Annotated in this window: 22 protein-coding genes; 16 read left to right on the top strand and 6 right to left on the bottom strand. The window is 65.3% G+C overall.

What is annotated here, in order from left to right:
- The first annotated feature begins 12 nt into the window (after positions 1-12).
- The 3 genes from J4E58_RS25435 to J4E58_RS25425 all read left to right on the top strand — a co-directional run bounded on the left by J4E58_RS25435 (position 13) and on the right by J4E58_RS25425 (position 2,356).
- The gene (locus tag J4E58_RS25435) at positions 13-792 is read left to right on the top strand and encodes a helix-turn-helix transcriptional regulator (RefSeq protein WP_087088335.1); all 780 of its coding nucleotides are present in this window, start codon (positions 13-15) and stop codon (positions 790-792) included.
- Between the two features lie 390 nt (positions 793-1,182).
- Positions 1,183-1,356, top strand: coding sequence for a DUF1427 family protein (locus J4E58_RS25430; protein ID WP_007930748.1), 174 nt, complete (start codon positions 1,183-1,185; stop codon positions 1,354-1,356).
- Between the two features lie 43 nt (positions 1,357-1,399).
- The gene (locus tag J4E58_RS25425; protein ID WP_087088333.1) at positions 1,400-2,356 is read left to right on the top strand and encodes a zinc-binding alcohol dehydrogenase family protein; all 957 of its coding nucleotides are present in this window, start codon (positions 1,400-1,402) and stop codon (positions 2,354-2,356) included.
- Positions 2,357-2,583: 227 nt separating this feature from the next.
- Here the strand turns inward: J4E58_RS25425 and J4E58_RS25420 are convergent, their stop codons facing one another.
- Both J4E58_RS25420 and J4E58_RS25415 read right to left on the bottom strand, forming a co-directional pair.
- The gene (locus J4E58_RS25420) at positions 2,584-3,627 is read right to left on the bottom strand and encodes a purine nucleoside permease (RefSeq protein ID WP_087088331.1); all 1,044 of its coding nucleotides are present in this window, start codon (positions 3,625-3,627) and stop codon (positions 2,584-2,586) included.
- A 61-nt stretch (positions 3,628-3,688) separates the two neighbouring features.
- Entirely contained in the window at positions 3,689-4,645 is a 957-nt protein-coding gene (locus J4E58_RS25415; RefSeq protein ID WP_053260500.1) for a nucleoside-specific channel-forming protein Tsx, read from the bottom strand.
- Between the two features lie 422 nt (positions 4,646-5,067).
- Here J4E58_RS25415 and selD point away from each other — a divergent pair, with 422 nt between their 5' ends.
- A complete protein-coding gene (gene selD / locus J4E58_RS25410) occupies positions 5,068-6,102 on the top strand; it encodes a selenide, water dikinase SelD (RefSeq protein WP_087088329.1) in 1,035 nt (344 codons plus the stop codon).
- On the top strand, positions 6,102-7,205 hold the full coding sequence (gene mnmH / locus J4E58_RS25405; RefSeq protein ID WP_087088327.1) for a tRNA 2-selenouridine(34) synthase MnmH: 1,104 nt from the start codon (positions 6,102-6,104) through the stop codon (positions 7,203-7,205). The genes selD and mnmH overlap by 1 nt, the downstream gene beginning before the upstream one ends.
- Before the next feature lie 140 nt (positions 7,206-7,345).
- Here mnmH and J4E58_RS25400 read toward each other — a convergent pair whose 3' ends face one another.
- Together J4E58_RS25400 and J4E58_RS25395 are read right to left on the bottom strand one after the other, a co-directional pair.
- A complete protein-coding gene (locus J4E58_RS25400) occupies positions 7,346-8,401 on the bottom strand; it encodes a permease (RefSeq protein ID WP_007932609.1) in 1,056 nt (351 codons plus the stop codon).
- Between the two features lie 208 nt (positions 8,402-8,609).
- A complete protein-coding gene (locus tag J4E58_RS25395) occupies positions 8,610-9,386 on the bottom strand; it encodes an IclR family transcriptional regulator (RefSeq protein ID WP_009043140.1) in 777 nt (258 codons plus the stop codon).
- A 168-nt stretch (positions 9,387-9,554) separates the two neighbouring features.
- On the opposite strand from J4E58_RS25395, the gene J4E58_RS25390 reads away from it, so the two are divergent.
- From J4E58_RS25390 to J4E58_RS25375, 4 genes are read left to right on the top strand one after another with little or no spacing between them, the layout of a single operon-like run.
- Complete coding sequence (locus tag J4E58_RS25390; protein ID WP_053260502.1) at positions 9,555-10,316, top strand: ABC transporter substrate-binding protein; 762 nt, start codon at positions 9,555-9,557, stop codon at positions 10,314-10,316.
- Positions 10,317-10,376: 60 nt separating this feature from the next.
- Positions 10,377-11,033: an amino acid ABC transporter permease gene (locus tag J4E58_RS25385; protein WP_009043142.1), complete on the top strand. Its 657-nt coding sequence runs from the start codon at positions 10,377-10,379 to the stop codon at positions 11,031-11,033.
- On the top strand, positions 11,030-11,776 hold the full coding sequence (locus J4E58_RS25380) for an amino acid ABC transporter ATP-binding protein (protein ID WP_081362099.1): 747 nt from the start codon (positions 11,030-11,032) through the stop codon (positions 11,774-11,776). Before J4E58_RS25385 ends, J4E58_RS25380 begins: the two co-directional genes overlap by 4 nt.
- Positions 11,773-13,062 carry an FAD-binding oxidoreductase gene (locus tag J4E58_RS25375; RefSeq protein ID WP_087088324.1) on the top strand — a complete coding sequence of 430 codons (1,290 nt, stop codon included), beginning with the start codon at positions 11,773-11,775 and terminating at the stop codon, positions 13,060-13,062. The genes J4E58_RS25380 and J4E58_RS25375 overlap by 4 nt, the downstream gene beginning before the upstream one ends.
- A 10-nt stretch (positions 13,063-13,072) precedes the next feature.
- Here the strand turns inward: J4E58_RS25375 and J4E58_RS25370 are convergent, their stop codons facing one another.
- Entirely contained in the window at positions 13,073-13,747 is a 675-nt protein-coding gene (locus J4E58_RS25370; RefSeq protein ID WP_007932610.1) for a hypothetical protein, read from the bottom strand.
- 330 nt (positions 13,748-14,077) lie between these two features.
- On the opposite strand from J4E58_RS25370, the gene J4E58_RS25365 reads away from it, so the two are divergent.
- The gene (locus J4E58_RS25365; protein WP_087088322.1) at positions 14,078-14,782 is read left to right on the top strand and encodes a glutathione S-transferase family protein; all 705 of its coding nucleotides are present in this window, start codon (positions 14,078-14,080) and stop codon (positions 14,780-14,782) included.
- A 208-nt stretch (positions 14,783-14,990) separates the two neighbouring features.
- A complete protein-coding gene (locus tag J4E58_RS25360) occupies positions 14,991-15,833 on the top strand; it encodes a PhzF family phenazine biosynthesis protein (RefSeq protein ID WP_087088320.1) in 843 nt (280 codons plus the stop codon).
- Positions 15,834-15,872: 39 nt separating this feature from the next.
- On the opposite strand, the gene J4E58_RS25355 is transcribed toward J4E58_RS25360, so the two are convergent.
- Complete coding sequence (locus tag J4E58_RS25355) at positions 15,873-16,904, bottom strand: AraC family transcriptional regulator (RefSeq protein WP_087088318.1); 1,032 nt, start codon at positions 16,902-16,904, stop codon at positions 15,873-15,875.
- A gap of 195 nt (positions 16,905-17,099) precedes the next feature.
- Between J4E58_RS25355 and J4E58_RS25350 the strand changes: the two genes are divergently transcribed.
- The 5 genes from J4E58_RS25350 (at position 17,100) to J4E58_RS25330 (ending at position 24,133) form a co-directional block, all read left to right on the top strand.
- Positions 17,100-19,604 carry an alpha/beta hydrolase fold domain-containing protein gene (locus J4E58_RS25350; protein ID WP_087088316.1) on the top strand — a complete coding sequence of 835 codons (2,505 nt, stop codon included), beginning with the start codon at positions 17,100-17,102 and terminating at the stop codon, positions 19,602-19,604.
- 338 nt (positions 19,605-19,942) lie between these two features.
- Complete coding sequence (locus J4E58_RS25345) at positions 19,943-20,878, top strand: Ppx/GppA family phosphatase (protein WP_087088314.1); 936 nt, start codon at positions 19,943-19,945, stop codon at positions 20,876-20,878.
- A gap of 254 nt (positions 20,879-21,132) precedes the next feature.
- Positions 21,133-22,104: a tripartite tricarboxylate transporter substrate binding protein gene (locus tag J4E58_RS25340; protein WP_087088312.1), complete on the top strand. Its 972-nt coding sequence runs from the start codon at positions 21,133-21,135 to the stop codon at positions 22,102-22,104.
- A gap of 1 nt (position 22,105) precedes the next feature.
- The gene (locus tag J4E58_RS25335) at positions 22,106-22,600 is read left to right on the top strand and encodes a tripartite tricarboxylate transporter TctB family protein (RefSeq protein WP_087088310.1); all 495 of its coding nucleotides are present in this window, start codon (positions 22,106-22,108) and stop codon (positions 22,598-22,600) included.
- A 24-nt stretch (positions 22,601-22,624) separates the two neighbouring features.
- Positions 22,625-24,133, top strand: a complete 1,509-nt coding sequence (locus tag J4E58_RS25330; RefSeq protein ID WP_087088308.1) for a tripartite tricarboxylate transporter permease — start codon at positions 22,625-22,627, stop codon at positions 24,131-24,133.
- The last annotated feature ends 234 nt before the right edge of the window (positions 24,134-24,367 follow it).

Raw genomic sequence — 24,367 nt, 5'->3', positions numbered from 1 at the left:
CGATGCCCGGCCATGGCCCTTGCCGCACCTCCCGACCTCAGCGACACCGACGTACCGGTGCAACCCCTGGCGCGCACCTATCCGCGTGGCCTGTTCATCGAGCCCCACGAACATGCCTGGGGGCAGCTGCTGTACGCCATGAGCGGGGTGATGTGGGTCGAGACGCCGAACGAGGCGCTGGTGGTGCCGCCGCAACGGGCGGTGTGGCTGCCACCGGGCGTGCCCCACGGGATCCGCGTGGTCACCGACCTGCAGATGCGCAATATCTATCTGCGCCCGTGCCTGGCGGCGACCCTCGACAGCCAGGTGCAGGTGTTGCAGGTGGACAACCTGCTGCGCGAGCTGATCGTGCGCCTGGTGGAGCATGACGGCGCGCCGCAGCCGGAGTACTACGACGCTCTGGTGGGCCTGGCCCTGCTGGAGCTCAAGCGCGCCCGGCGCTCGCAGCTGAAGATCGTCCTGCCGGACAGTTCCGACCGGCGCCTGATCAGCCTCTGCCAGGCGGTGATGGCCGCGCCTTCCCTGGACATTCCCTTCGAACGCCACGCCGAGGCGGCGGGCGCCAGCGTGCGCACCCTGGCGCGGCTGTTCAAAGACAGTTTGGGCATGGGCTTCGCCGAGTGGCGCCGCCAGGTGCAACTGGCCACGGCCGCCGCCGAGCTGATCCAGGGCGTGCCGGTCGGCACCATCGCCCGTGAGCTGGGGTATTCCCCCGGCAGCTTCAGCGACATGTTCCGCCGCGAGCTGGGGCTGGCCCCGTCGCAATACGCGGCCGGGGAAGCCCGCGCCTGAGTGCCTGTCATCCCTGTAGCCGCTGCCGAGCTCTGCGAGGCAGCGACCGGGCCACCGCGTTTACCCAGACCCACTGCATTCTCAGGTTTTGCGCCTGCTGCGCAGTCGATCGCAGCCTCGCGCGGCTCGGCAGCGGCTACGGGGCTTTGCGTACAGGCATCCATTGTGTGTGGGCGCTGCAATCCCGTAGGAGCGAAGCTTGCTCGCGATAGCGACCTGTCTGGCACACCACAGTATCTGCATCGCCAACCAACCAGGCCGCCACGGCGCCGACCCACAGATTGGCCGAAATCCTGAAGTGCTTGGCCGGTTGCCCGGTTCGGCGTTCCCTAGACTCCCGGCATGCCCAATCGTCGCCGCTCTGGCGCGGCGCACTGCCTGGAGTTCGTCATGCATTACCTCATCTCCCTGGCCATCGGTCTCGGCGTCGGCCTGCTTTATGGCGCGCTGAATTTTCGCTCGCCGGCGCCGCCGGCCATTGCCCTGGTCGGGCTGCTCGGCATGCTCGCCGGCGAGCAGCTATGGCCCATGGGCCGGCAGCTGGTGAGCAACTGGTTGTCCTGAGGCCTTTCGATTCTTTTATGTATTCCTGTTTATGGAGGTGCTTATGCACGCCCTGCAATTTTCCAAGACCGGCGATCTCTCGTCGCTGCACTACGTCGAGGTGCCGACCCCGGTGCCGGCCGCCGATCAGGTACTGGTGCGGATCAAGGCCGCCGGCCTCAACCCCAGCGACGTGAAAAACGTGCTCGGGCGTTTTCCCTACACCACCGTGCCGCGCATTCCCGGGCGGGATTTTGCCGGGGTGGTGGTGGAGGGGCCGCAGGAGTGGGTGGGGCAGGAGGTCTGGGGCACCGGCAAGGAGCTGGGGTTCTACGCGGACGGCTCCCATGCCCAGTACGTGGTGCTGTCGGCCAAGGGCGTGGCTCACAAGCCGGCGCAGCTGAGCTTCGCCCAGGCCGCCAGCCTGGGCGTGCCTTACACCACCGCCTGGGATGCCCTGGAACGCAGCGGGGTAAGCGCCGGCACCACCTTGCTGGTGATTGGCGGCGGGGCGGTGGGCAGCGCCGCCCTGGCCCTGGCGAAGGTTCGCGGAGCCCGGGTGCTGGCCGCGGCACGGCGCCCGGAGCAGGTCAAGGCCTTGCAGGCACAAGGGTTCCAGACCGTGCAACTGGACCAGCCGGAAGACCTCGGGGCGCAGGTCAACGAGGTGTTCGCCGGCGGCGCCGAGGTGATCTTCGACACCACCGGTTTCTGGCTGCCGGCCTCGGTCGCGGCCCTGGCGCCGTTCGGCCGCATCGCCATCATTGCCGCGCCGGTGGACGGTCATGTGCAACTGCCGGCCCTGGGCCTGTATCGCAAGGGCGGTTCGGTGGTCGGGATCAACTCGTTGCTGTACGGCGTGCAGGCCTGTGCGGCCATGCTCGAGCAGTTCGGCCGGTTCTTCGATGAAGGGCTGTTGCCGTTGCCGCAGGGGCTGTTCGAATCGCCGCTGGAGCAGGGCGTCGAGCGTTATCACGAGGTGAACAAGGGCAGCGGCGAGAAGGTGATTCTGCTGCCGTAAGGGTGGCCAACCTGCCTGAATCGGCAGGCTGGCACGGCTTTATGTAGCCGCTGCCGAAGGCTGCGATCGCCCCGAAGGGGCGCGGCGATCTTGCGTTCGCTGAGGTCCTTCGGACCTATCGCAGCCTGCGGCAGCGGCTACAGGTTGAGGGCTGTGTCGTGCATGGGGCCTTGCTTGCGAGGGCGTCAGCCCAGACAACCCCATAACCAAAGTCGCAGGCGTTTTCGCTACGCCCCCGGCACGCCTTTCTCCCACGCCGACCAGTTCTTCAGGATGTCCTGCACCAGCGGGTTGCCGGTGCGATAGAGGTTTTCCAGGGCCGGGACAAAACCGCCCTGGTCGGCGTACTTGAGCAGGTTGTCGACCTCGCTGCCGCCCGGCTCGGGGCGGTCGAAGTCGGAGCCGGCGCGGACCACCGCCAGCCGCTGCACGTCCACCCGGCCTTCGCGGCTGGCGCGCAGCAGGGCCTCGTAGGTCGAGTTGTCTTCCTGCTGGGTGGTGCAGTACTCGCCCTTGTTGTCGGTCAGCAGGCGGGTCCAGACCTCGGCCCGCTCGCTCAGGCGCGTGCCGGAGAACCAGGTGTTGCCCGCCAGGGTGTCGCACTGGGTCACCACCGGCGGCTGGTTGGCCGGGGCCGCCGGGTACTTGAGGCGCCAGGCCGCCGATTCCTTGCTTTCGCTCAGGCTTACCCGACGCGACAGGGCGAAGGCCTTGGCCTGCAGTTTCGGGTTGAGCTCGAAGACTTCGGTCTTGTAGTCCAGCGGCGGTTTCTCGTTCGGGCCTTTGGTATTGATGCCCAGGTAACCGGTCGGCCAGTCCTTGGGCGCGTCCCGCGAATCCAGTTCCCACTGGGTACCGAATTCCACCAGGTAATGCGCCCAGGCAGTGGTGCCGATGGTCCCGTGTTTAGGGCTGATGCCGGCGATCCCGGCGACCAGGAAGTAGCTTTTGCGCAGGTCGAATTTCGGCGACAGCGCCAGTGCCAGGGTCGAGGCCGCGGCGTTGGTCTGGCCCATGCCGGTGACCAGCAGGCAGACGTCCCTGGTATTGCAACGAATCGCCGGGTACTCCGCCGACAGGCCCGGTACGCGCACTTCCTGCTTCAGCTCCAGACGCTCGATCCAGTGCTGGGCCTCGGGGGCGAACATGGTGATCAGCATCACCTTGGGTTTGATCGGTGCCGCAGCCGTTTCGCTCGCCCAGGCGCCGCAGGACAGCAGAGTTCCGGCAGCCAGACCAACCGACAGGGACAGACGGGTCATCACATTCATAAAACCTCCATGCTTCTTGACTTGCAGCTTGCAGCTTGCAGCTTGCAGCTTGCAGCTGCTCTTAAAATTGATAACCGATGCCGGCGTAGTAACCCCAGCCATTGGACCGGGCGCGGAAATCGCCATCGCCGAAATTCAGCTCGCTGCCGTCCTGCCAGTTGCCGCCATTGTGGAAGTAACGGCCGACCAGGGTGAACCGCAGGTGGGTAAAGGAATACAGCAATACGTTGGTGGCCACCGTGGCGTTGGCCGTGCGGGCCGGGTTGTCCTTGTGCAGGTCCGAGCCGAAATCGAAGTTGGTGAAGCCGATATAGGTCAGCGACGCGCCGTTGCCGAACTTGCTGATGGGCACGATGTACTTGAGCTGGGCGCGGTAGCCGTCCCAGGAATATTCATTGCTGGCGCCGTAGTTTTCCCACTGGTAGCGCCCGTAGAAGTTGGCCGACAGGTTGACCCGCGAATGGGTGTCGATGTCGGTGCCCAGGCCGCTGTACAGGGTATTGGCGCGGTTGGCGCTGTTGCTGCCGTGGTCGTAGATCCAGTCGAAGGCCACGTACCACTCCTTGAACGGGCCGATGGCCAGGCTGCGTCCGGCCAGGTAGTCGATAGAGATCCGCGGCTCGTGTTCCATGAACACCGGCGAGCCGTGGTCCCACACGCCTTTGTCGTGGCTGTTGCCGATGTTGAAGATCTTCGGGATGTCGATGTAGCCGTACAGCTCGAACGGCCCCTTGCGACCGAAGTACTCGTATTCCAGGTAGATATCGTCGGCCGGCTGCGGACCGAAACTGATGTCCTTGCTGCCGATCAGGGTCAGGTCCTGGTTGTACCAGTCCGACAGGTAGGGGCCTGGTTTCGCCGGTGCGGCGGCGGGACTCAGGCTCTCGCCCTGGGCCGAGTCGTCGAGGGTTTTTTCCTCGGCCTGGGCGGTAGCGCTGAGTAGTCCTGTAACGGCGCTTAGTAGCAAGGAAACAACCAAGGTGTGGCGGGACGCGGAGGGGGTGAAAGGTACGTGCATTGAAAATCCCTGTTCGTGCGGTTCTGAAGCCCGAGTGGCCCGGCCTGGCCGAACTGGCGGCGAAAGCTCTCGAAGGCTGACCTCGCAAACGTTTGCATATGCTGTACCAACTTGAAGTATCTGATTGAAATAAAGGTGAAACCTACCCATAAGCTGTCTTTTCGGTCAGGACGTTGCACTGCGCCTGGGCGTTGTGCGCGAAGAAAGGGCGAAGGCGCTGGCGCCTTGCACAGGGCTGATGCGCCCTCGTTCAATCATCGAGGTGATGGCAATCAACGACCTTCGCGGCCTCGGGTCGAGTATTCGCTGACTATCTGGCTGCGTTCGTTCGATGCTGGTTCTGCAGTGCAGGGAAGGGTGCTTGACGTTCTGCTCGGGTCGCTCTGCTAGAATCGCCGCTCCACGACTTCCAGAGGTGCCCCATGAGCGAGCCGATTCGCCTGACCCAGTACAGCCACGGCGCGGGTTGCGGTTGCAAGATTTCTCCCCAGGTCCTGGAGGTGATTCTGGCCGGCAGCGGCGCGCAGAACCTCGACCCGAAACTCTGGGTCGGCAACGCCTCGCGCGACGACGCGGCGGTGTACGCCATCGACGAAGAGCGCGGCGTGGTCTCGACCACCGACTTTTTCATGCCGATCGTCGACGATCCGTTCGACTTCGGGCGCATCGCCGCGACCAACGCCATCAGCGATATCTACGCCATGGGCGGCGACCCGTTGATGGCCATCGCCATCCTTGGCTGGCCGGTGAACGTGCTGGCGCCGGAAATCGCCCGCGAGGTGATTCGCGGCGGCCGCGCGGTGTGCGACGCGGCCGGCATCCCCCTGGCCGGCGGCCATTCGATCGACGCCCCGGAACCGATCTTCGGTCTGGCCGTCACCGGCCTGGTGGAAAAGCGCCATATGAAGCGCAACGACACCGCCACCGCCGGTTGCCTGCTGTACCTGACCAAGCCCCTGGGCATCGGCGTGCTGACCACGGCCGAGAAGAAGGGCAAGTTGCGCAGCGCCGACGTCGGCCTGGCCCGCGACTGGATGTGCACCCTGAACAAGCCCGGCAGCCGCTTCGGCAAGCTCGACGGCGTGACCGCGATGACCGACGTCACCGGTTTCGGCCTGCTCGGGCACCTGGTGGAAATGGCCGACGGCAGCAACCTGACCGCGCGCATTCACTACGATCGCGTGCCGCGCCTGCCCGGGGTCGAGTACTACCTGGACCAGGGCTGCATACCGGGCGGCACCCAGCGCAATTTCGACAGCTACGCCGACAAGCTCGGGCGTATCCAGGCCCTGCACAAGCTGGTGCTGTGCGACCCGCAGACCAGTGGTGGGCTGTTGATCGCTGTCACCCCGGAAGGCAATGCGGCCTTCCTCGCGCTGGCCGCCGAACTGGGCCTGGAACTGGCGCCGATCGGTGAGCTGGTGGAACGACAGAGCAACGCGGTCGAGGTGATCTGATGCCCATCGATATCACCGACTACCGCGAAATCTTCCTCAACGACCGGCCGATGATGGATACCCGCGCGCCGGTCGAATTCAGCAAGGGCGCCTTTCCCGGCGTGGTCAACCTGCCGCTGATGACCGACCACGAACGGCAGCGGGTCGGCACCTGCTACAAGCAGCAGGGCCAGCAGGCGGCGATCGTCCTCGGGCACCAGTTGGTGTCCGGGGCGATCAAGGCCGAGCGCATCCAGGCCTGGGCCGACTTCGCCCGGGCCCACCCCGATGGCTACCTGTACTGCTTCCGTGGCGGCCTGCGTTCGCAGATCGTCCAGCAGTGGCTCAAGGACGAGGCCGGCATCGACTACACGCGGGTCGGCGGCGGCTACAAGGCCATGCGTACCTTCCTGCTCGACACCCTCGAAGGAGCGGTGGCCGAGTGTGATTTTGTCCTGCTCGGCGGCATGACCGGAATCGGCAAGACCGAGGTGCTCAACCAACTGGCCAACGGCCTGGACCTGGAAGGCCACGCCAATCATCGCGGCTCCAGTTTCGGCAAGCGCGCCAGCGGCCAGCCGTCGAACATCGACTTCGAGAACCGCCTGGCGGTGGACATCCTGAAAAAGCGCGAGCGCGGCATCGGCGGGTTCGTGCTGGAAGACGAGAACCGCATGATCGGCAGCTGCGCCTTGCCGTTGCCGCTGTACCAGGGCATGCAGCGTTTCCCCATGGTCTGGCTGGAGGATGGCCTGGAGGGGCGGGTCGAGCGGATCCTGCGCGACTACGTGATCGACCTGTGCGCGGAGTTCGTCGCGGTGCATGGCGAGGACGGTTTCGCGCGGTTTTCCGAGCGCCTGCTGGAAAGCCTGAACAACATCCGCAAACGCCTGGGGGGCGAGCGTCACCAGCGCCTGTACCAGCTGCTGGAGGCCGCCCTGGCCGAGCAGGCCCGCAGCGGCAGCGTGGACCTGCACCGGGCCTGGATCGAAGGCTTGCTCAAGGAATATTACGACCCGATGTATGCCTTCCAGCGCGAAAGCAAGGGCGCGCGCATCGAGTTCGTCGGCGAGCAGGCGGCGGTGCTGGAGTATTTGCGCGAACGGGCTCGTCAGCGCGGTTGAGTCGGTAGAAGGGCGGGGCCTTTGGCCCCATCGCGGGCAAGTCGGATCGCCGCCCGCTCGCTCCTGCAGGAGATCGTGAGCGTCTGTAGGAGCGAGGCTTGCCCGCGATGACGTCCAGGCGGACGCCATCGAACCTTGGGTTACAACAGCGCCGCGCCAATCAACCCGCACACCACGCCAATCAGCATGGTCAGGCCGGCGACGGTCATCAGCACCCGCGCGTCGAAATCCTTGCGCAGCATCAACAGCGACGGCAGGCTGATGCTCGGCAGGGTCATCAGCAAGGCCACCGCCGGGCCGGTGCCCATGCCCAGGGTCATCATGGTCTGCACGATGGGGATTTCCGCGGCGGTGGGAATCACGAACAACGTGCCGACAATCGCCAGCGGCACCAGCCACAAAAGGCTGTCGCCAATCGCGCCCTCGACATGGGGGAACAGCCAGACCCGCGCCGCGCCCAGCACCAGCACCGCCAGCACATAGATCGGAATGGTGCTCCAGAACAGTTGCCACAGGCTGCGTGCCCAGCGGCTGAAGAACGCACCTTCATTGCCCGTGCTGGCTTCGACCACGGCCTCCACCGCCGCTTCCGGCAGTTGCTCGGGACGGGCGATGCGCTGGGCCACCAGCGACACTCCCAGCACCAGCACGATGCCCGCCACCAGCCGCAGCGCGGTGAAACCCCAGCCCAGGACAAAGCCCATGAACACCAGCGTCGCCGGGTTGAGCACCGGGTTGGCGATCCAGAAGGCCAGCGCCGCGCCCACCGAGACATTCTGCCGGCGCATGCTCGCCGCCACGGGCGCGGCGCAGCAGGAACACATCATGCCCGGCAGGGCGAACAGGCCGCCGCGCAAGGTCGAGCCGAAACCGGCGCGGCCGAACAGGCGCAGCAGCCAGTCCCGCGGGATCAGCACTTGCAGCAGCGAACCGAGGATCACCGCCAGCACCGCGGCCTTCCAGATCGCCAGGAAATACACCTGAGCGTAGGCCAGGGCGGCGTTCAGAGGCGAGGAGGGCTGATCGTTGATGATCGAGGCGCCGATGCTGTGGCTGTCGGCGGCGATAAAGGCCTTGGCGTAGTAGGGCGACCACTTGACGAAGTAGAGGCCGACGCACGCCACCAGGACGAACAGGGCGGGTTTCCACCAGAACGACCAGCCCCGGACGGGGCTGGCAGGGGCAAGGCTGGACATGAACAGTGATTCCGGGCAATGACGTTAGGTCGCGAATCTTAGCCTACTCGCGCACCTTGCGCGCCTGTGTAGCCGCTGCCGCAGGCTGCGATCGATCGCGCAGCGGTGGTAAAACCTCGCAACGCCGAGTGCCGGGCCAAATCCCGGAGCCCATGCCTGCGACCGCTGCGCAGTCGATCGCCGGCGACTACAAAAGGGTCATGGCCACTCAGAGGGTACGAATCGAGGTGCGAATCGCCCGGGCGCACTCGATCACCGAAGGCGCCAGCTTGCGTTCGGCTTCTTCCAGGGTCCAGCGGCTGCTGGGGATCACCACGTGCACGGCGGCCACCGGCAGGCCCTGGCTGCCGATAATCGGCGCGGCGATGCTCATGTCGCCGAGAAACAGCTCTTCCTGGTTCAGGGCGTAACCGCGCTGGCGGGTGGCGACGATTTCCCCGTGGATCGCGTCGATCCCGGTCAGGGTGTGCCGGGTATGGGCCTGGCGGTCGCTGGCCTGGAGCATCGCCAAGGCTTCCTGGTCGGGCAGGGCGCTGAGGTAGGCGCGGCCGGAACCGGTGCAGTACATCGGGATGCGGCTGCCGATGGGCATGTGGATCGGAATGAACTTGGGCGCCACGAAGCGCGCGACATAGACCATGTCCAGGCCGTCGGGCTCGGTGAGGTTGGTGGTTTCGCCGGTGACCTGGGCCAGTTCGGCAAGGAACGGGTTGGCCACGTCCACCAGGGTGTCGGCGGCGAGGTAGTTGTAGCCGATCTCCATCACCCGCGGGGTCAGCTGGAAGCGTTTGGTCTGCGGGTGCTTACGCACGTAACCGAGCTGCTCCAGGGTGTGGATCATGCGTTGCGCCGAGCTTTTGTTGATCTCGGCGGCCTCGGCGATTTCCGCCAGGTTCATGGTCCGTTGGGCGGCGTTGAAGGCGCGCAGGACCGCCAGGCCTTTTTCCAGCGACTGATTGAACAGGCTATTGGGGGTGTCGCTCATGGCGGTTCCTTTGGGTTTTTTTGTGTTTTAAATATCGATATTCGATATTTATAAATCTCTTTACGATTTTTGTAAATTGTTTATAGTCGGTTCATGCCTCCTGCCCCACTATCAGAGGCCAACCATCACGGACTTCAAACAATAAAATCGTCCAATGGGAGATTCGCCATGCAAAAGCGTTTTCGTGTCCTTGCATTGTGCTGCGCACTCACCGCCGGCCTCGTCGGTTCCGTCAGTGCCGGCGCCGCGCCGGTGTACAAGGTCGGCGCCACCGCCACCGGCATTCCCTTCACCTTTCTCGACGTCAAGAGCCAGAGCATCGAAGGCATGATGATCGACGCCGCCCGGGCGGTGGGCCAGGCCGGCGGCTTCGAGGTGGATATCCAGCAGACCACCTTCGCCGCGCTGATCCCTTCGCTGACCTCGAACAAGATCGACATCATTTCCGCCGCCATGCTGCGCACCCCGGCTCGGGAGAAGGTGGTGCAGTACTCCAACCCGGTGTTCAGCTACGGCGAGGGGCTGATCGTGCGCGCCGACGACAACACCGCCTACACCCGCATGGAGGACTTCAAGGACCAGGTGGTCGGTGCCCAGGTCGGTACGGTGTTCATCGATGAGTTGAACAAGCGCGGGATTTTCAAGGAAGTGCGCGGCTACGACTCGATCCCCGACCTGCTGCGCGACCTGGCGCTGGGGCGGATCAAGGCCGGTTTCGCCGATCGGCCGATCGTCGCCTACCAACTGGCCCAGGGCACCCAGAACAAGGTGCAGCTGGTGAAAAGCTACCAACCGGTGGTGATGGGCGATGTCTGCCTGATTGTGCGCAAGGGCGATGCGCAGACCCTGGACGAGGTCAACCGCGGCATCGCGGCGATCAAGGCCGACGGTTCCCTGGAGCGGATCATCGAGAAGTGGAAGCTCAACTGACCACCCCGCGGCCCGGCCGTCCGGCGGGGGCGCTTCACTCCTGATTGCGCAGGTCCTCCTATGTTTCTCCAGAACGCTCTGGACTTCCTCCCCATTCTGCTGAAAGGGGCGGTGGTCACCTTGCAGGTCACGGCCGGCTCCTTTGTGCTCAGCTCGCTGATCGGCCTGGTATTCGCCTTGATGATGGTGTCCAAGGTGCGCTCGATCTCGCTGTTCGCGATTGGCGTGGTCAACGTCATTCGCGGCCTGCCGATCATCGTGCAGCTGTTCTACATCTACTTCGTGCTGCCGGATTTCGGCATCCAGCTCACGGCCATGCAGGCCGGGGTGATTGGCCTGGGCATCGCCTACTCGGCGTACCAGGCGGAGAACTTCCGCGCCGGCATCCAGGCCATTCACCAGGGGCAGATCGAGGCGGCCGAATCCATCGGCATGCGCGGCGGCATGATCATGCGCCGGGTGGTCCTGCCCCAGGCCTTTCGCATTGCCTTGCCGCCCTATGGCAACACCCTGGTGATGATGCTCAAGGACTCCTCGCTGGTGTCCACCATCACCGTGGCCGAGATGACCCGCGCCGGTCAGCTCATCGCGTCCTCGACCTTCGAGAACATGACCGTCTACACCCTGGTGGCCTTGCTCTACCTGGCCCTGAGCCTGCCGTTGTCCTTTGCCCTGCGTCGCCTGGAGGCGCGCTTCAGCACCCGGAGAAAGTCATGATCGAGATCAAGGGCGTACACAAGAGTTTCGGCAACGTGGCGGTGCTCGAAGGCATTGACCTGAGCGTGCAGAGCGGTGAAGTGGTGTGCCTGATCGGCCCCTCGGGGTCCGGCAAGTCGACCCTGCTGCGCTGCATCAACGGCCTGGAAAGCTACGAGCAGGGCGACATCCTGGTCAGCGGCGAACGGGTCGACCGCCATGGCAAGACCATTCACCAGCTGCGCACCCAGGTGGCCATGGTGTTCCAGCGCTTCAACCTGTTCCCCCATCGCACTGCGTTGCAGAACGTCACCGAAGGGCCGATCTACGTGAAGAAGCAGAACCCGCAGCAGGCCCGGGAGCGGGCCGAGGCGCTGCTGGAAAAAGTCGGCCTGGCCCATCGCATGCACGCCTATCCGGACGAGCTGTCCGGCGGCCAGCAGCAGCGGGTGGCGATCGCCCGGGCCCTGGCCATGGACCCGCAGGCGATCCTGTTCGACGAGCCGACCTCGGCGCTGGACCCGGAGCTGGTGGGCGAGGTGCTGGCGGTGATGCGCAAGCTCGCCGACGAAGGCATGACCATGATCGTCGTCACCCACGAAATGGGCTTTGCCCAGGACGTGGCGGACAAGGTGTGTTTCCTCCACAGCGGCAAGATCGTCGAGGCCGGGCCGGCGAAGCAGGTGCTGAGCGCGCCGCGCCATCCGCGCACCCAGGACTTCCTCAAGCGCCTGCTCAACCAGGGCACGGAGGTGCAGGCATGAAGGCCGCCGAAACCTTGCGCCTGCCGCCCTCCCTGTGGGCCGCCACGGCGACTGCGGCGGTCGAGACCCCGGCGCTGGCCGAAGACTTGCGGGCCGACGTGGCCATAGTCGGCGCCGGCTACACCGGGCTGGTGACCGCGCTGCGCCTGGCCGAGGCCGGGGTCAGCGTCTGTGTGCTGGACGCCGGGGAGCCGGGTTGGGGTGCCTCCGGACGCAACGGCGGGCAGGTGATTCCCGGGCTCAAGTACGACCCGGATCAGTTGCTGGCCAAGTTCGGCGCGGCCCGCGCCGAGGCCATGCTGGAGGCGGCCGGCTCGGCGGCCGACGAAGTGTTTGCCCTGATCGATCAGCATCGCATCGCTTGCGATGCGACGCGCAAGGGTTGGATTCAGCCGGCGTTTTCCGCCAGTTCCCTGCAGGCCATCGAACAGCGCGCCGAGCAGTGGCGTCGGCGCGGGGTGGCGGTGGAGTTGCTCGATCGCGCCGCTGTCGGTCGGCGCATCGGCAGCCAGAACTACCTCGGCGGCTGGGTCGATCCGCGCGCCGGCAGCCTGCACCCGCTGAACTATGCGCGCGGCCTGGCCCGGGTGGCGCAGCAGCAGGGCGTGCGGATTCACGGGCAGACTCGGGTCGAAGGTTTGCAGCGCGAAGGCGGGCAGTGGCAGCTGCGCACCGCCCAGGGTCATCGGGTCCAGGCCCAGCAGGTGGTGCTGGCGACCAATGGCTACACCGACGACCTGTGGCCACGGCTGCGGCAGACGGTGATCGCCGCCAACAGCTTCATCATCGCCACCCGTCCGCTGTCGGCCGAGCTGCGCCAGGGCATCCTGCCCAATGGCGAGGTGTGTTCCGACGCTCGGCGCCTGTTGCTGTATTTCAAGCAGGATGCCCAGGGGCGCTTGTTGCTGGGGGGGCGCGGACCGTTTTCCGAGCCGAGCCACAGCGGCGACTGGCACCATCTGGAGCGTTCGTTGCTGGGCTTGTTTCCGCAGTTGGCGGGCACGCCCATCGAGTATCGCTGGAGCGGGCGGGTGGCGTTGAATCAGAGTTTCCTGCCGCAGCTGCATGAGCCGCAGCCGGGGTTGTCGATCCTGCTCGGCTACAACGGTCGCGGCATCGCCTTGTCCACGGCCCTGGGCAAGCACCTGGCGGCGCGGCTGTCGGGGGCGAGCAGTGAATTTCCATTTCCAGTGACGCCGATCCGGCCGATTCCGCTGCATGGCTTGCAGCGTCTGTACCTGGGGGCGGGGATCGCCTGGTACCGCCTGCTGGACGCCCTTCGTTGAGGGCGGCGCATCAGGTCGGGCAGTTTTCCTCGCCGTTATCCAGGCCCTGCTTGTAGCTGCGGCTGTCGAGGGTGGCCTTGCCGTTGTGCCAGGTCAGGGTCAGCACGTAGAGCGAGTCGAAATCGTTGGAGGCCCAGTCGTCGGTGATGGTGCGTTTTTCGCCGACGGCTTCGCGCGCCACCTTGTTGATCAGCTCCGGCAGGTAGCCGTGGGACCAGGCGGTGTAGATGATCGAGTTGTGATAACGGTCATGCAGCAGCTCGTCGGCCAGCTCGCTGGTGTCGTTGGCCGAGAACTCGATGTTCACCGGCAGGCCGAGCTTGATGGCGCTGGGGCTGATGGTCATCAGCGGGCGGATGTAGCTGTAGGAGTTGTCGAGCTCGCCTTCCTCGACATTGCGCGTCGGGTTGGCGGCGAACACGTAGTTGGCCTTGCCGAATTTTTCCGGTAGCAAAGACGCCAGGTCGATGGCGCGGTTCAGGCCCTGGCAGTTGAGCTGGCCGAGGCCGCCGGCGGGTTTTTCCGCGTGGCGCAAAAAGACCAGGGTCTGGGTGCCGTCCACCGGCTGGGCGCGACTTTCGCTGGACTCCAGCGACAGCAGCAGCGCACTGGTCAGCAGCAGCGCCGGGAAGAACACGTAGGACCGGCGTTGCAGGCGTTGGGTGAAACTCAGCAGATTCTTCATGGATCGTCGGTACTTCAGCGCAATTCGGTTAAGGCTGACAAACCTTTCCACGGCGAGCTCCCGCTTCGCGTGGTTTTCCCTGTCGTTGAACGAGTGTTCTACCCGGAGGTAGTGCTCAGAGTCCCAGGACGCCTTTTGGTTCGATCCGGGCGTGGGGCTGCGAGCGTGGGCCCGTTACTTTATCCGCACCGCTGTCTGGCTGCCGGGAAGCTTAACCACCGGATGTTTCGAATTTAAGAATGCGCGCCGCGGACCGATGCCTGTAATCTAGCGCCGTCGCGCCCGGCCCCGGGCCACGGCCTTTCATCTGACTGTCATTGGAAGCCTGTCATGACCGATCTCTGTGCATTCCCCATCACCCAGAAATGGCCGGCGCAGTACGCCGACTGGATTCAGCTGTATTCCTTGCCGACCCCCAACGGCGTCAAGGTCTCGATCATGCTCGAAGAGATCGGGCTGCCCTACGAGCCGCATCGCGTCAGTTTCGAAACCAACGACCAGATGTCCCCCGAGTTCCTCTCGCTGAACCCGAACAACAAGATCCCGGCGATCCTCGACCCCCACGGCCCGGGCGACCAGCCGCTGGCGCTGTTCGAGTCGGGGGCGATCCTGATCTACCTGGCGGACAAGAGCGGGCAACTGCTGGCCCAGGAATCCGCGGCGCGTTACGAGACGATCCAGTGGCTGATGTTCCAGATGGGCGGCATCGGCCCGATGTTCGGCCAGCTGGGCTTCTTCAATAAATTCGCCGGCAAGGACTACGAGGACAAGCGTCCGCGCGACCGCTACGTCGCCGAATCCCGCCGCCTGCTGAGCGTGCTCGAGGGCCGCCTGCAAGGCCGCGACTGGATCATGGGTGAGCGCTACACCATCGCCGATATCGCCACCTTCCCCTGGGTGCGCAACCTGATCGGCTTCTATGAAGCGGGCGATCTGGTGGGCTTCAAGGACTTCCCCAACGTGCAGCGCGTGCTCGAGCGTTTCCTCGCGCGCCCGGCGGTGATCCGCGGCCTGGAAATCCCCAAGCCGGTCTGACTGCCCTCTCTGTAGCCGCTGCCGCAGGCTGCGATCGACGACGCAGTCGTCGCAAAAGGCCTGATGCGTTGTGCCAGATACACCGCGTCGTCAGGTTCTACGACGACTGCGTCGTCGAGCGCAGGCTTCGCCAGCGGCTACAGGTATGCTTTTTTGCAGGTCAGGCCGGTTCCAGGCCTGGCCGTGTTCATTCAGACAAGGACCCGTAATGAGCCGCTTCGATTTCAAGCAGGTGGATGTCTTCAGCAACCAGCCGCTCAAGGGCAACCCGCTGGCGGTGGTGTTCGGCGCCGATGAGTTGAGCGACGCGCGCATGGCGGCATTCGCCAACTGGACCAACCTCAGCGAAACCACCTTTATCCTCGAACCCCGGGACCCGCGGGCCGACTATCGCCTGCGGATTTTCACCACCCTGCAGGAGCTGCCGTTCGCCGGCCATCCGACCCTCGGCAGCTGCCATGCCTGGCTGGAAGCCGGCGGCGTGCCCAAGGGCGAGGAGATCGTCCAGGAGTGCGCGGTCGGCCTGGTGCGCATTCGCCGCAACGGCGCCGAGCTGGCGTTTCTCGCGCCGCCCTTGCTCAAGTCCGGCCCGGTGGAGGCCGGATTGCTGGAGCAGGTGCGTCAGGGCCTGAGGCTGGCGCCTGACGCCATCGTCGACGCGCAATGGGTGGACAACGGCGCCGGATGGCTGGCGGTGCTGCTGGCCGAGCGCGACCAGGTGCTCGAGCTGCAACCCGACTATGCGCAGCTCAAGGGCCTTGCGGTCGGAGTGATCGCCCCCTGGAACCCCGAGCGCGATGGCGACGCGGCGCAGTTCGAAGTGCGGGCCTTTATCGCCGGCGACGGCATGCCGGAAGACCCGGCCACCGGCAGCCTCAACGCCGGCATCGCCCAATGGCTGCTGGGCGCGGGGTTGGCGCCGGCATCCTACGTGGTCAGCCAGGGTTTGAGCATGGGCCGGGCCGGGCGCATCCAGGTCGAGCAGGTCGGTGATGAAATCTGGATCGGCGGCTCGGTAGTGACCTGTATCGAGGGCAGCCTGACGTTGTAGGCGAGGGCGTTCTCCAGTCAGGTCCGACCTGTCTGTCGCCTAAGTGGCCTTGGACGCGTGGCGATAGCTTCTGGGGGATACGCCGTACCAGCGTTTGAAGGTTTGGGAGAAACTCGACAGGTCGCTGTAGCCCAGCTTTTCGGCGATGTCTGTCAGTTTCAGCGTCGGGTCGCCGAGTAACTCCAGGGCCGCGGCGCTGCGTGACTGCTCCAGCAGGTGCCGGTAACAGGTGCCTTCCTCGTGCAGGCGTCGTTTCAAGGTCCGCTCGCTGAGATTGATCAGGCTGGCCATGCCCGGCAGGTCTGGCGGTACGCCCAGGGGGGCGATGTTCAGGTACTGGCGGACCAGCTCGGTGGTGCCCGTGCGGGGGCTGCGGCGTTCCATCAATTGCACGCACATCTGCTCGCACATTGCGACGGTGACGGTGTTTGCCTGGGGGAGCGGGCGGCTCAGCAGCGAACGATCGAAGGCCAGGCTGTTGCGGTCGGCGAGGTAGGCGGGGCGCACGCCAAGAATACTGCCGGCACTGGCCGCCGCCTGATCGGCCGGGCGTTTCTTTCTCAGGGTAAAACCCGCCAGCGAGAACTCGCGGCCAGCTATTTCCTTGAGCAGCACCGCGGCGGCGGCCATGTCGCGTTCGATCACAAAGTCTCTGAGCGACTCGTCCGCCAGCGCCGGTTCGGTGAACGTGAGGATGCCGAGCGGGGGTTGCTCATGGTAGGCGATCCGGGTGAACGCGTAGGTCAGCGGCAAGAAGCGCAGGGCCAGTTTCAAGGCGTCACCCGCGGTCGCACTGCTGATCAGGCCATAACCGAACAGCCCGTAGGTCGAGAAGTGATAGCGCTCGCCCACTTGATAGCCCAGCCCCTGCGGGTGTCCCGACAGGTTGAGCAGGTTATGGATCAGGCGCAGTTCCTGGGCGCATGACAGCTCGAAGTTGGGATCTGCCAGCCGGGCCAGCGACAGGCCCGAACCGGCGAGCAATTGCGCAGGCGAGAAGCCTCTTTCGCGACCGAAATCCACCATCAGCAGGGCACTGGCCGGTCCCCGCGACAACTCCAGCATGTTCATGCTCGCGACCTGGGTCAGGGAAAGGAATTGGCCTGAATACTAAAGTATCTGTCCCGTTACGTCATGGGACTGGCGAGGGCGGGCAAGCATCATGGGCGCGCAGGCTACGCTGATCGGGATTAGCGGGAAGCCCTGGGACCTGATCATGCGAAGACCTGTGCCTGCCCATGAAAACAACAACAAAAGAGGTGCTGCATGCCCCAACTCGAACCTGACCTGCAATCGACGGCGCCACTCACCGCCGTGATCATCGGCAGCGGTTTTGCCGGCATCGGCATGGCCATCGCGCTGCGCAAGGCCAGCGTCACGGACTTCATCATTCTGGAAAAACAGCAGGATGTCGGCGGCGTCTGGCGGGACAACAGTTACCCGGGCGCTGCCTGCGATGTGCCGTCGCACCTGTATTCGTTTTCATTCGAACCCAACCCCGGCTGGACGCGGATGTTTGCCCCGCAAGCCGAAATACAGGGGTATCTGCAGCATTGCGTACGCAAGTATGAGGTGCAGCGGCACATCCGCTTCGGCGCTGAAGTGCGGGCGGCGCGATTCGACGAGGCCAGCGCGCAGTGGTGCATCACCGAAGTCAGTGGGCGGGAGCATCGCGCCGCCTTGCTGATCAGCGCCACTGGCCAGCTCAGCCGGCCGGCGCTGCCGACGTTCGAAGGCATGCAGGCGTTCAAGGGGCGTGTGTTCCATTCCGCAAACTGGGATCACGGCTACTCGTTGGCGGGGAAACGGGTGGCGGTGATAGGGACGGGCGCTTCGGCGATCCAGTTCGTGCCGGCCATCGCCGACCCGGTGGCGCAGCTCAAGGTATTCCAGCGCTCGCCGGCCTACATCTTGCCCCGGCCCGATCGCGCCTACAGCGACGAAGAAAAGCAGCTGTTCGCCAGGAGACCGTGGCGCATGGCGCTGCATCGTGCCGCCATTTATCTGCGCTACGAATCCAGGGCCCTGGGTTTTACCCGCTTCAAGGGGCTGATGAAGTGGGCGGTCGGCCTGCCGTTTCGCCGCTTGTTGAACCAGTCGGTCAGTGACCCGCAACTGCGCCGGCAACTGATCCCGGATTACCCCATCGGCTGCAAGCGCATCCTGCTGTCCAGCGATTACCTCAAGACCCTGGCCCGGCCCAATGTGCAGTTGATCACCGAGGGTATCGGGCGCATCACCGAGCAGGGCATCGAGACGCTGGACGGCAAGCACCACCAGGTGGATGCGATCATCTACGGCACGGGGTTCGCGGCGACGCAGTTCCTTGCACCGATGACGATCGTCGGGCGCGGCGGGGTGGAGCTGCAGCATGCCTGGGAGCAGGGCGCACGCGCGTATCTGGGGCTGGCGGTGCCGGGCTTTCCCAACTTCTTCATGTTGTATGGCCCCAATACCAACCTGGGGCACAACTCGATCGTCTACATGCTGGAAAGCCAGATATCCCATGTCATGCGCTGCTGGCGCGCGATGCAGAAGGCTGCGGCCACCACCGTCGAGGTCGATGACCAGGCTGAGCAGCGTTTTCATCAACGGATCCAGCGCCGCCTGGCCGGTTCCGTGTGGAGCGGTTGCAAGAGCTGGTATGTCGATGCAGCGGGCAATAACAGCACCAACTGGCCGGGCTTCACCTTGTCCTATCGCTGGCTGACCCGTTATTCGGCATTGCGCGCCTATGGTTTTTCCAGGTCGCTGGCCAGCGAGTCGGGCCAGGTCTACGGGCGGGTGATCGCCGAGCCCAGCGATGGCCTCGAAGTCCTCAGTGCCGGCGTGTTGCGCCAACTCTTGCGGGTGAGCTTCCGGGCGCTGATCGGGCCGCCACGAAGCATTGCCACCCAGCGGCGTATCGTCAACGGCCTGTCCTGGTTGATGCCGGGCTGCGCTGGCGTGAGCCAGGCACGGGCCCACATCTCGGGCGTACCGCTGCGAATCCTGACACCGGGCCATGCCGAGGCGGGTGGGGTGATTCTTTATCTGCATGGTGGTGCCTTCTGCCTGGGCGGCCCTGCCACGCACCGCAGCGTTACCAGCCGCCTGGCCCGGGAAGCGGGGATGGCCGTCTGGGTACCGGACTATCGGCTGGCGCCGGAACAGCCGTTTCCCGCGGCCCTGGAAGATGCGTTGGCCTGCTATCAGGCGATCCGGGCGCAAGGCTATCCGGCGCGGCAGATCCTGCTGGCCGGCGACTCCGCGGGTGGCTCTCTCGTCCTGGCCCTGGCGCTGACGCTGCAACAGCGGGGCGAGCCCTTTGCCGCGGGCCTGCTGCTGTTGTCCCCGGTGACGGATACGACGCTGAGCGGGCCAACCCTTATCACCCGTCAGTACGCCGACCCCATGCTGCGGCGCGATTGGCTCGAGCAAGGGCTGCGGGCCTACGCAGCGCCTGCCCAGAGCCCGTTGCACAGTCCATTGAGCGCCGACTTGCGCGGGCTGCCGCCGATGCTGATCCAGGTGGGCGACCAGGAACTGCTGCTGGCGGACGCCACACGCCTGGCCGAGCACGCGCTGCATTGCGGCGTGGCCTGTCGCCTGGAAGTGCATGCCGCGAGGTGGCATGTGTTTCAGTTGCAGGCGTTCTACTTGCGTTCGGCCAGGCAAGCCCTGCGTTCAGCGGCCCTGTTCGCTCGCCGCCGCCTGGACGATCGCGGCGAGCCTTGTGCCGACGCGGTCGCAGCAGCGGTGGTGATGGATGTTGCAGCCCTTGATGGGTAGGCAGGCTGTCTCGATCCGGCAAGGTGGTCGCGAGGATTTTCGGGCAAAAAAAAGCCGCCCAAGATGGCAGCGTTAAAGGAGAGCACGCGTTGCTGATAACGCGAGTATCGCCACGGGAAATGACCAAATGATGACAGTCCCCTTGCCGCCGAAAAGCCTTTCGTTACCGGGTTGCGGCAGGGGCTGTCGCGGGTGGGCGCCAGTTGGGTTGCCGGGCGGATCAAGGCAGGCGGCTGTCATCTTGGCGTCATCGACGCCATGGCAAGATCGCCGCAAACCATCTTGAGTGCTCGACAGGCCGCGGCCTGCCGGTCGATGAACCTGCCAGGAATCCCCCCATGAAAGGCGACGCCTCTCTGTTCGCAGCCATTGATCTTGGGTCCAATGCGTTTCGCCTGATGATCGGCCAGCCGATCCGGCGCAGCCAGGGGTTCATGATCCAGGAAGTGAAGACCCTGCGTGAGCCGGTGCGCTTGGCGGAGGGGTTTCAGGAGGGCACCCTGGACGAGCTGGCGCTGGACCGGGGCTGGCAGGCACTGGCGCGCTTTGGCAAGAAGCTGCGCGGTTTCGAGGCCGGGCGGGTGCGGGCGGTGGCCACCAGCGCCGTGCGCGAAGCCGACAATGCGCCGCTGTTCCTGGCCAGCGCGGAGCGCCACCTGGGGTTTCGCATCGATGTCATTTCCGGGCATGAGGAGGCGCGGCTGGTGTATGCCGGCGTCGCCCATACCGTGCCGGGCAGCGAAAGCATGCGGCTGGTGGTGGACATCGGCGGCGGTTCCACCGAGTTGATCCTCGGGCAGGGCGCCCAGCCCTTGCTGACCGAGAGCATCGCCATTGGCAGCGGGAGCTTCGGCGCGCGCTACTTTCCGGGAGGCGCGGTCTCGGCTCATGCCCTGCAGGAAGCCGAACACCTGGCCAGCCTGAAGTTCGAGAAAGTCGCCCGGCGTTATCGCCAGCTCGGTTGGCAGCAGGCCATAGGCTCCTCGGGCACCGCCCGGTTCCTGGCCAAGGTGCTCAAGGCCAACGGCCTGAACGACTATGGCCAGGACGGCATCACCTACGGCGGGCTGTTGCGCCTGTCGTTGCGCCTGCTGGAGGCCGGGCATGTCAAGCGCCTGCGGCTGGCCGGGCTGCAATCCCATCGCCTGGGCACCCTGCCCGGTGGCCTGGCGGTGATGCTGGCGGCGTTCAAGGTGTTTGGCGTCACCCATATGACGCCTTCCGAACCGGGGCTGCGCTTCGGCGTGCTGCATGGCCTGATATGTAATAACTGATGACCGGGCCATATCCGCACAAGCGGCTGGCCTTCCTCCAGCCGGCCGGGCTTCATGCCGGCCAACCCCTCCCAATCAAGCCTCCCCAGGCGGCCCCTTGGCGGCGGCGCCCGGCCCTGGGGGCTTTGTTCAGCTAGGCTGCTCTGGCGGCCACGAAGCGCCGGCCGTCTACACTTATCCGCAGGCCCCGCAGGGTTACGCCCTGGGCACATTCAACCGGTATCAACAAAAACAATAGTCTCGGGAGAAACCTGATGTTTACAGCACTGCGTCGATTCAGCCGCGGCATGGCCCTTGCCGCCAGCCTCGCCACGCTCACCCTCGCAACCCCGGCGTTTGCCCTGGATACGGTCAAGTTCATGGCCCCGGGCTCCGTGGGCGGCGGTTATGACCAGACCGCGCGGGTTTTGGGCAAGGCCCTGCTCGAGGCCGGCACGGCCAAGTCCGTGACCTTCGAGAACAAGGGCGGAGCCGGGGGCACCCTGGGGCTGGCGCAGTTCGCCAACAGCACCAAGGGCGACCCGAATGCGCTGCTGGTGGTGGGGGCGATCATGGTCACGGCGGTGGAGCAGAACAAGCCGCAGATCAGCCTCAAGGACGTGACGCCGATCGCCCGGCTGTTCACCGAATACAACGTGCTGGCGGTGCGTGAGGATTCGCCCTACAAGACCCTCGAAGACCTGCTCAAGGACTTCAAGGCCAACCCGGCCAGCATCAAGTGGGGCGGCGGCTCCAAGGGGTCCATCGACCATATCGGCATCGCCGAGCTGGCGAGCAAGATGGACGTGCCGGTGAACAAGGTGAACTACGTCGCCTACGCCGGCGGCGGCGAAGTGGTGGCCGCGACCCTGGGCGGCCACATCACGGTGATCACTGGCGGTTATGCCGAGCTGGCCAAGTACGTGCAGTCCAAGCAGTTCCGCCTGCTCGCCATCGGCGCTCCGGAGCGCGTTCCCGGCATCGATGCGCCGACCCTCAAGGAGAAGGGCTACGACGTGATCATCGGCAACTGGCGCGGTGTCTATGGCGCGGCCAACCTCAGCGCCGAGCAGCGCAAGCAAGTCACCGACGCGGTGCTGGCCGCCACCAACAGCAAGGTCTGGCAGGACAATGTGAAAGCCAACGCCTGGTCGCCGAGCGTCCTCACCGGTGACGAGTTCGGCAAGTTCGTCGACGAGGAACACCTGCGCCTGCGAGCGATGCTGGTCAAGGTCGGGCTGCTTTGAGATGGCCGGGCGCAGCAGGGTCGTACTGTCGCAGTTGGCGATTGGCCTGGGGCTGATCGCCATCAGCCTGGTGCTGGTCATCGGCGCCTTGCGCTTTCCGCCCGAGATGGGCTTCGTCATCCTCGGTGCCCATGTCTATCCCAGCGCGGTCGCCGCCTTCCTCGGCGCCGTGGGCCTGTTGCTGAGCTACCAGGCCTGTACCGGCGGCTTCCACGAACTGGCCGTCCACGACGACGAAACCGCCCAGGCCCTGCCCGGTGGCAGGCTGGGCGTGGCCTGGGTCACCGCCGGCCTGGTGGCGCTGGCCGTGCTGATCGACCTGATCGGTTTCGTCCTGGCCGCCGGCTTGCTGTTTGCCTGCTCGGCCCGGGGTTTCGGCAGCCGGCGTCCGCTGCGTGACCTGGCTATCGGCATCGCCCTGACCCTGCCGATCTACTGGCTGTTCAACGCCGGGCTGGGCGTGGCCCTGCCACCCCTGGTCAACGCCTGGATCTGAACCGGGCCCGAAGGAGGTCACACGGTGGACATTCTCTTGAGCCTGGCGACAGGTTTCTCCGCGGCGCTGGCGCCGATCAATCTGCTCTGGGGGTTTATCGGCTGCCTGCTGGGCACGGCGATCGGCGTGTTGCCGGGGATCGGCCCGGCGCTGACCGTGGCCCTGCTGTTGCCGATCACCGCCAAGGTCGATCCCACCGGCGCGCTGATCATGTTCGCCGGCATCTATTACGGCGCGCAGTTCGGTGGCTCGACCACCTCGATCCTGCTCAATACCCCGGGCGAGTCGTCCTCCATGGTCACCGCCCTGGAGGGCAATCTCATGGCCCGCAACGGCCGCGCCGGGCCGGCCCTGGCCACCGCGGCGATCGGCTCGTTTTTCGCCGGGACCATCGCCACGGTGCTGCTGACCCTGTTCGCCCCCATCGTCGCCATGCTGGCGCTGAAGTTCGGCCCCGCTGAGTATTTCGCGATCCTGGTGCTGTCCTTCACCACGGTGTCGGCGGTGCTCGGCGCGTCCATGCTGCGCGGTTTCGCTTCCCTGGGAATCGGCCTGGGCATTGGCCTGATCGGCCTCGACTCGACCTCGGGCATTGCCCGCTACACCCTGGGCGTTCCCGAGCTGGTCGATGGCATCGAAGTGGTGCTGGTGGCGGTCGGCCTGTTTGCCGTGGGGGAGGCCTTGTACAGCCTGCTGTATCAGAAGGAGGAAGCGTCCGGCCGGCATCGCCTGACGTCCTTGTGGATGACCCGCGAGGACTGGAAACGCTCGATTCCCGCCTGGCTGCGCGGCACCCTGATCGGCTTTCCGTTCGGCTCGATCCCGGCCGGTGGCGCGGAAATCCCGACCTTCCTGTCCTATTCCACCGAACGTAAGCTGAGCAAGCACCCGCAAGACTTTGCCGCCAGCAAAGGGCCGGGCGCCATCGAAGGGGTGGCCGGCCCGGAAGCTGCCAACAACGCCAGCGCCACCGGTTCCCTGGTGCCGCTGCTGACCCTGGGCATTCCGACCTCCGCCACCGCGGCGATCCTGTTGGCGGCGTTCCAGAACTACAACCTGCAGCCGGGGCCGCTGCTGTTCCAGACTTCCGGTGAGCTGGTCTGGACCCTGGTGGCCTCGTTGTATATCGGTAACGTTATCCTGCTGGTATTGAACCTGCCGTTGGTCGGGCTCTGGGTGAAACTGCTGCAGATCCCGCGGCCGTACCTCAATGCCGGGATCCTGGTGTTCGCCTCCATCGGCGTGTACGGCATGCGCCATTCGTCCTTCGACCTGTTGCTGATGTTGGCGATCGGCTGGGGCGGGGTGCTGATGCGGCGTTTCGACTTCCCCGTCGCGCCAGTGATCGTCGGCATGTTGCTGGGGCCGATGGCGGAAAAACAACTGCGCAACGCCTTGTCCATCAGCCAGGGCGACTGGTCGATCTTCGTCACCCAACCCATCGCCGCGGCCTTCCTCGGCTTGACCCTGCTGGTGCTGGTGGTGCCTCACCTGCTGCACGCCCGGGGCATCAAATTGCAAGAGGATGATTGAGCGGTGCGGGCCCCGCGATAGGCTTCTGGAGCCGGGTAAGGTCGTGCCGCATCGTGCGGTGCGCCTGGCGCCCGGCAATGAGCTGGAATAGGTAAATGGAGCATGGAACCTAGGGACTTTACCAGGGTCAACGGCTGCACTTCCCGGTAATGTCCCAGCCCTGGCTTGGGTTCTTCAAGGACGAAGTAAAGGATAAGGAATGATTTCCTGTGTCTGACGGGGCGGCAAGCGCCT

The organism is Pseudomonas sp. FW305-25, from assembly GCF_017351415.1.
GTDB classification, from domain to species: Bacteria; Pseudomonadota; Gammaproteobacteria; order Pseudomonadales; family Pseudomonadaceae; genus Aquipseudomonas; species Aquipseudomonas chlororaphis.
This window is presented reverse-complemented; position numbering and strand designations above follow the sequence as displayed.

Excerpts from the sequence above, each read along its gene's own strand:
- J4E58_RS25435 (WP_087088335.1), top strand. The coding sequence starts at position 13 with ATGGCCCTTGCCGCACCTCCCGACCTCAGCGACACCGACGTACCGGTG.
- J4E58_RS25430 (WP_007930748.1), top strand. The coding sequence starts at position 1,183 with ATGCATTACCTCATCTCCCTGGCCATCGGTCTCGGCGTCGGCCTGCTT.
- J4E58_RS25425 (WP_087088333.1), top strand. The coding sequence starts at position 1,400 with ATGCACGCCCTGCAATTTTCCAAGACCGGCGATCTCTCGTCGCTGCAC.
- J4E58_RS25420 (WP_087088331.1), bottom strand. The coding sequence starts at position 3,627 with ATGAATGTGATGACCCGTCTGTCCCTGTCGGTTGGTCTGGCTGCCGGA.
- J4E58_RS25415 (WP_053260500.1), bottom strand. The coding sequence starts at position 4,645 with ATGCACGTACCTTTCACCCCCTCCGCGTCCCGCCACACCTTGGTTGTT.
- selD (WP_087088329.1), top strand. The coding sequence starts at position 5,068 with ATGAGCGAGCCGATTCGCCTGACCCAGTACAGCCACGGCGCGGGTTGC.
- mnmH (WP_087088327.1), top strand. The coding sequence starts at position 6,102 with ATGCCCATCGATATCACCGACTACCGCGAAATCTTCCTCAACGACCGG.
- J4E58_RS25400 (WP_007932609.1), bottom strand. The coding sequence starts at position 8,401 with ATGTCCAGCCTTGCCCCTGCCAGCCCCGTCCGGGGCTGGTCGTTCTGG.
- J4E58_RS25395 (WP_009043140.1), bottom strand. The coding sequence starts at position 9,386 with ATGAGCGACACCCCCAATAGCCTGTTCAATCAGTCGCTGGAAAAAGGC.
- J4E58_RS25390 (WP_053260502.1), top strand. The coding sequence starts at position 9,555 with ATGCAAAAGCGTTTTCGTGTCCTTGCATTGTGCTGCGCACTCACCGCC.
- J4E58_RS25385 (WP_009043142.1), top strand. The coding sequence starts at position 10,377 with ATGTTTCTCCAGAACGCTCTGGACTTCCTCCCCATTCTGCTGAAAGGG.
- J4E58_RS25380 (WP_081362099.1), top strand. The coding sequence starts at position 11,030 with ATGATCGAGATCAAGGGCGTACACAAGAGTTTCGGCAACGTGGCGGTG.
- J4E58_RS25375 (WP_087088324.1), top strand. The coding sequence starts at position 11,773 with ATGAAGGCCGCCGAAACCTTGCGCCTGCCGCCCTCCCTGTGGGCCGCC.
- J4E58_RS25370 (WP_007932610.1), bottom strand. The coding sequence starts at position 13,747 with ATGAAGAATCTGCTGAGTTTCACCCAACGCCTGCAACGCCGGTCCTAC.
- J4E58_RS25365 (WP_087088322.1), top strand. The coding sequence starts at position 14,078 with ATGACCGATCTCTGTGCATTCCCCATCACCCAGAAATGGCCGGCGCAG.
- J4E58_RS25360 (WP_087088320.1), top strand. The coding sequence starts at position 14,991 with ATGAGCCGCTTCGATTTCAAGCAGGTGGATGTCTTCAGCAACCAGCCG.
- J4E58_RS25355 (WP_087088318.1), bottom strand. The coding sequence starts at position 16,904 with ATGAACATGCTGGAGTTGTCGCGGGGACCGGCCAGTGCCCTGCTGATG.
- J4E58_RS25350 (WP_087088316.1), top strand. The coding sequence starts at position 17,100 with ATGCCCCAACTCGAACCTGACCTGCAATCGACGGCGCCACTCACCGCC.
- J4E58_RS25345 (WP_087088314.1), top strand. The coding sequence starts at position 19,943 with ATGAAAGGCGACGCCTCTCTGTTCGCAGCCATTGATCTTGGGTCCAAT.
- J4E58_RS25340 (WP_087088312.1), top strand. The coding sequence starts at position 21,133 with ATGTTTACAGCACTGCGTCGATTCAGCCGCGGCATGGCCCTTGCCGCC.
- J4E58_RS25335 (WP_087088310.1), top strand. The coding sequence starts at position 22,106 with ATGGCCGGGCGCAGCAGGGTCGTACTGTCGCAGTTGGCGATTGGCCTG.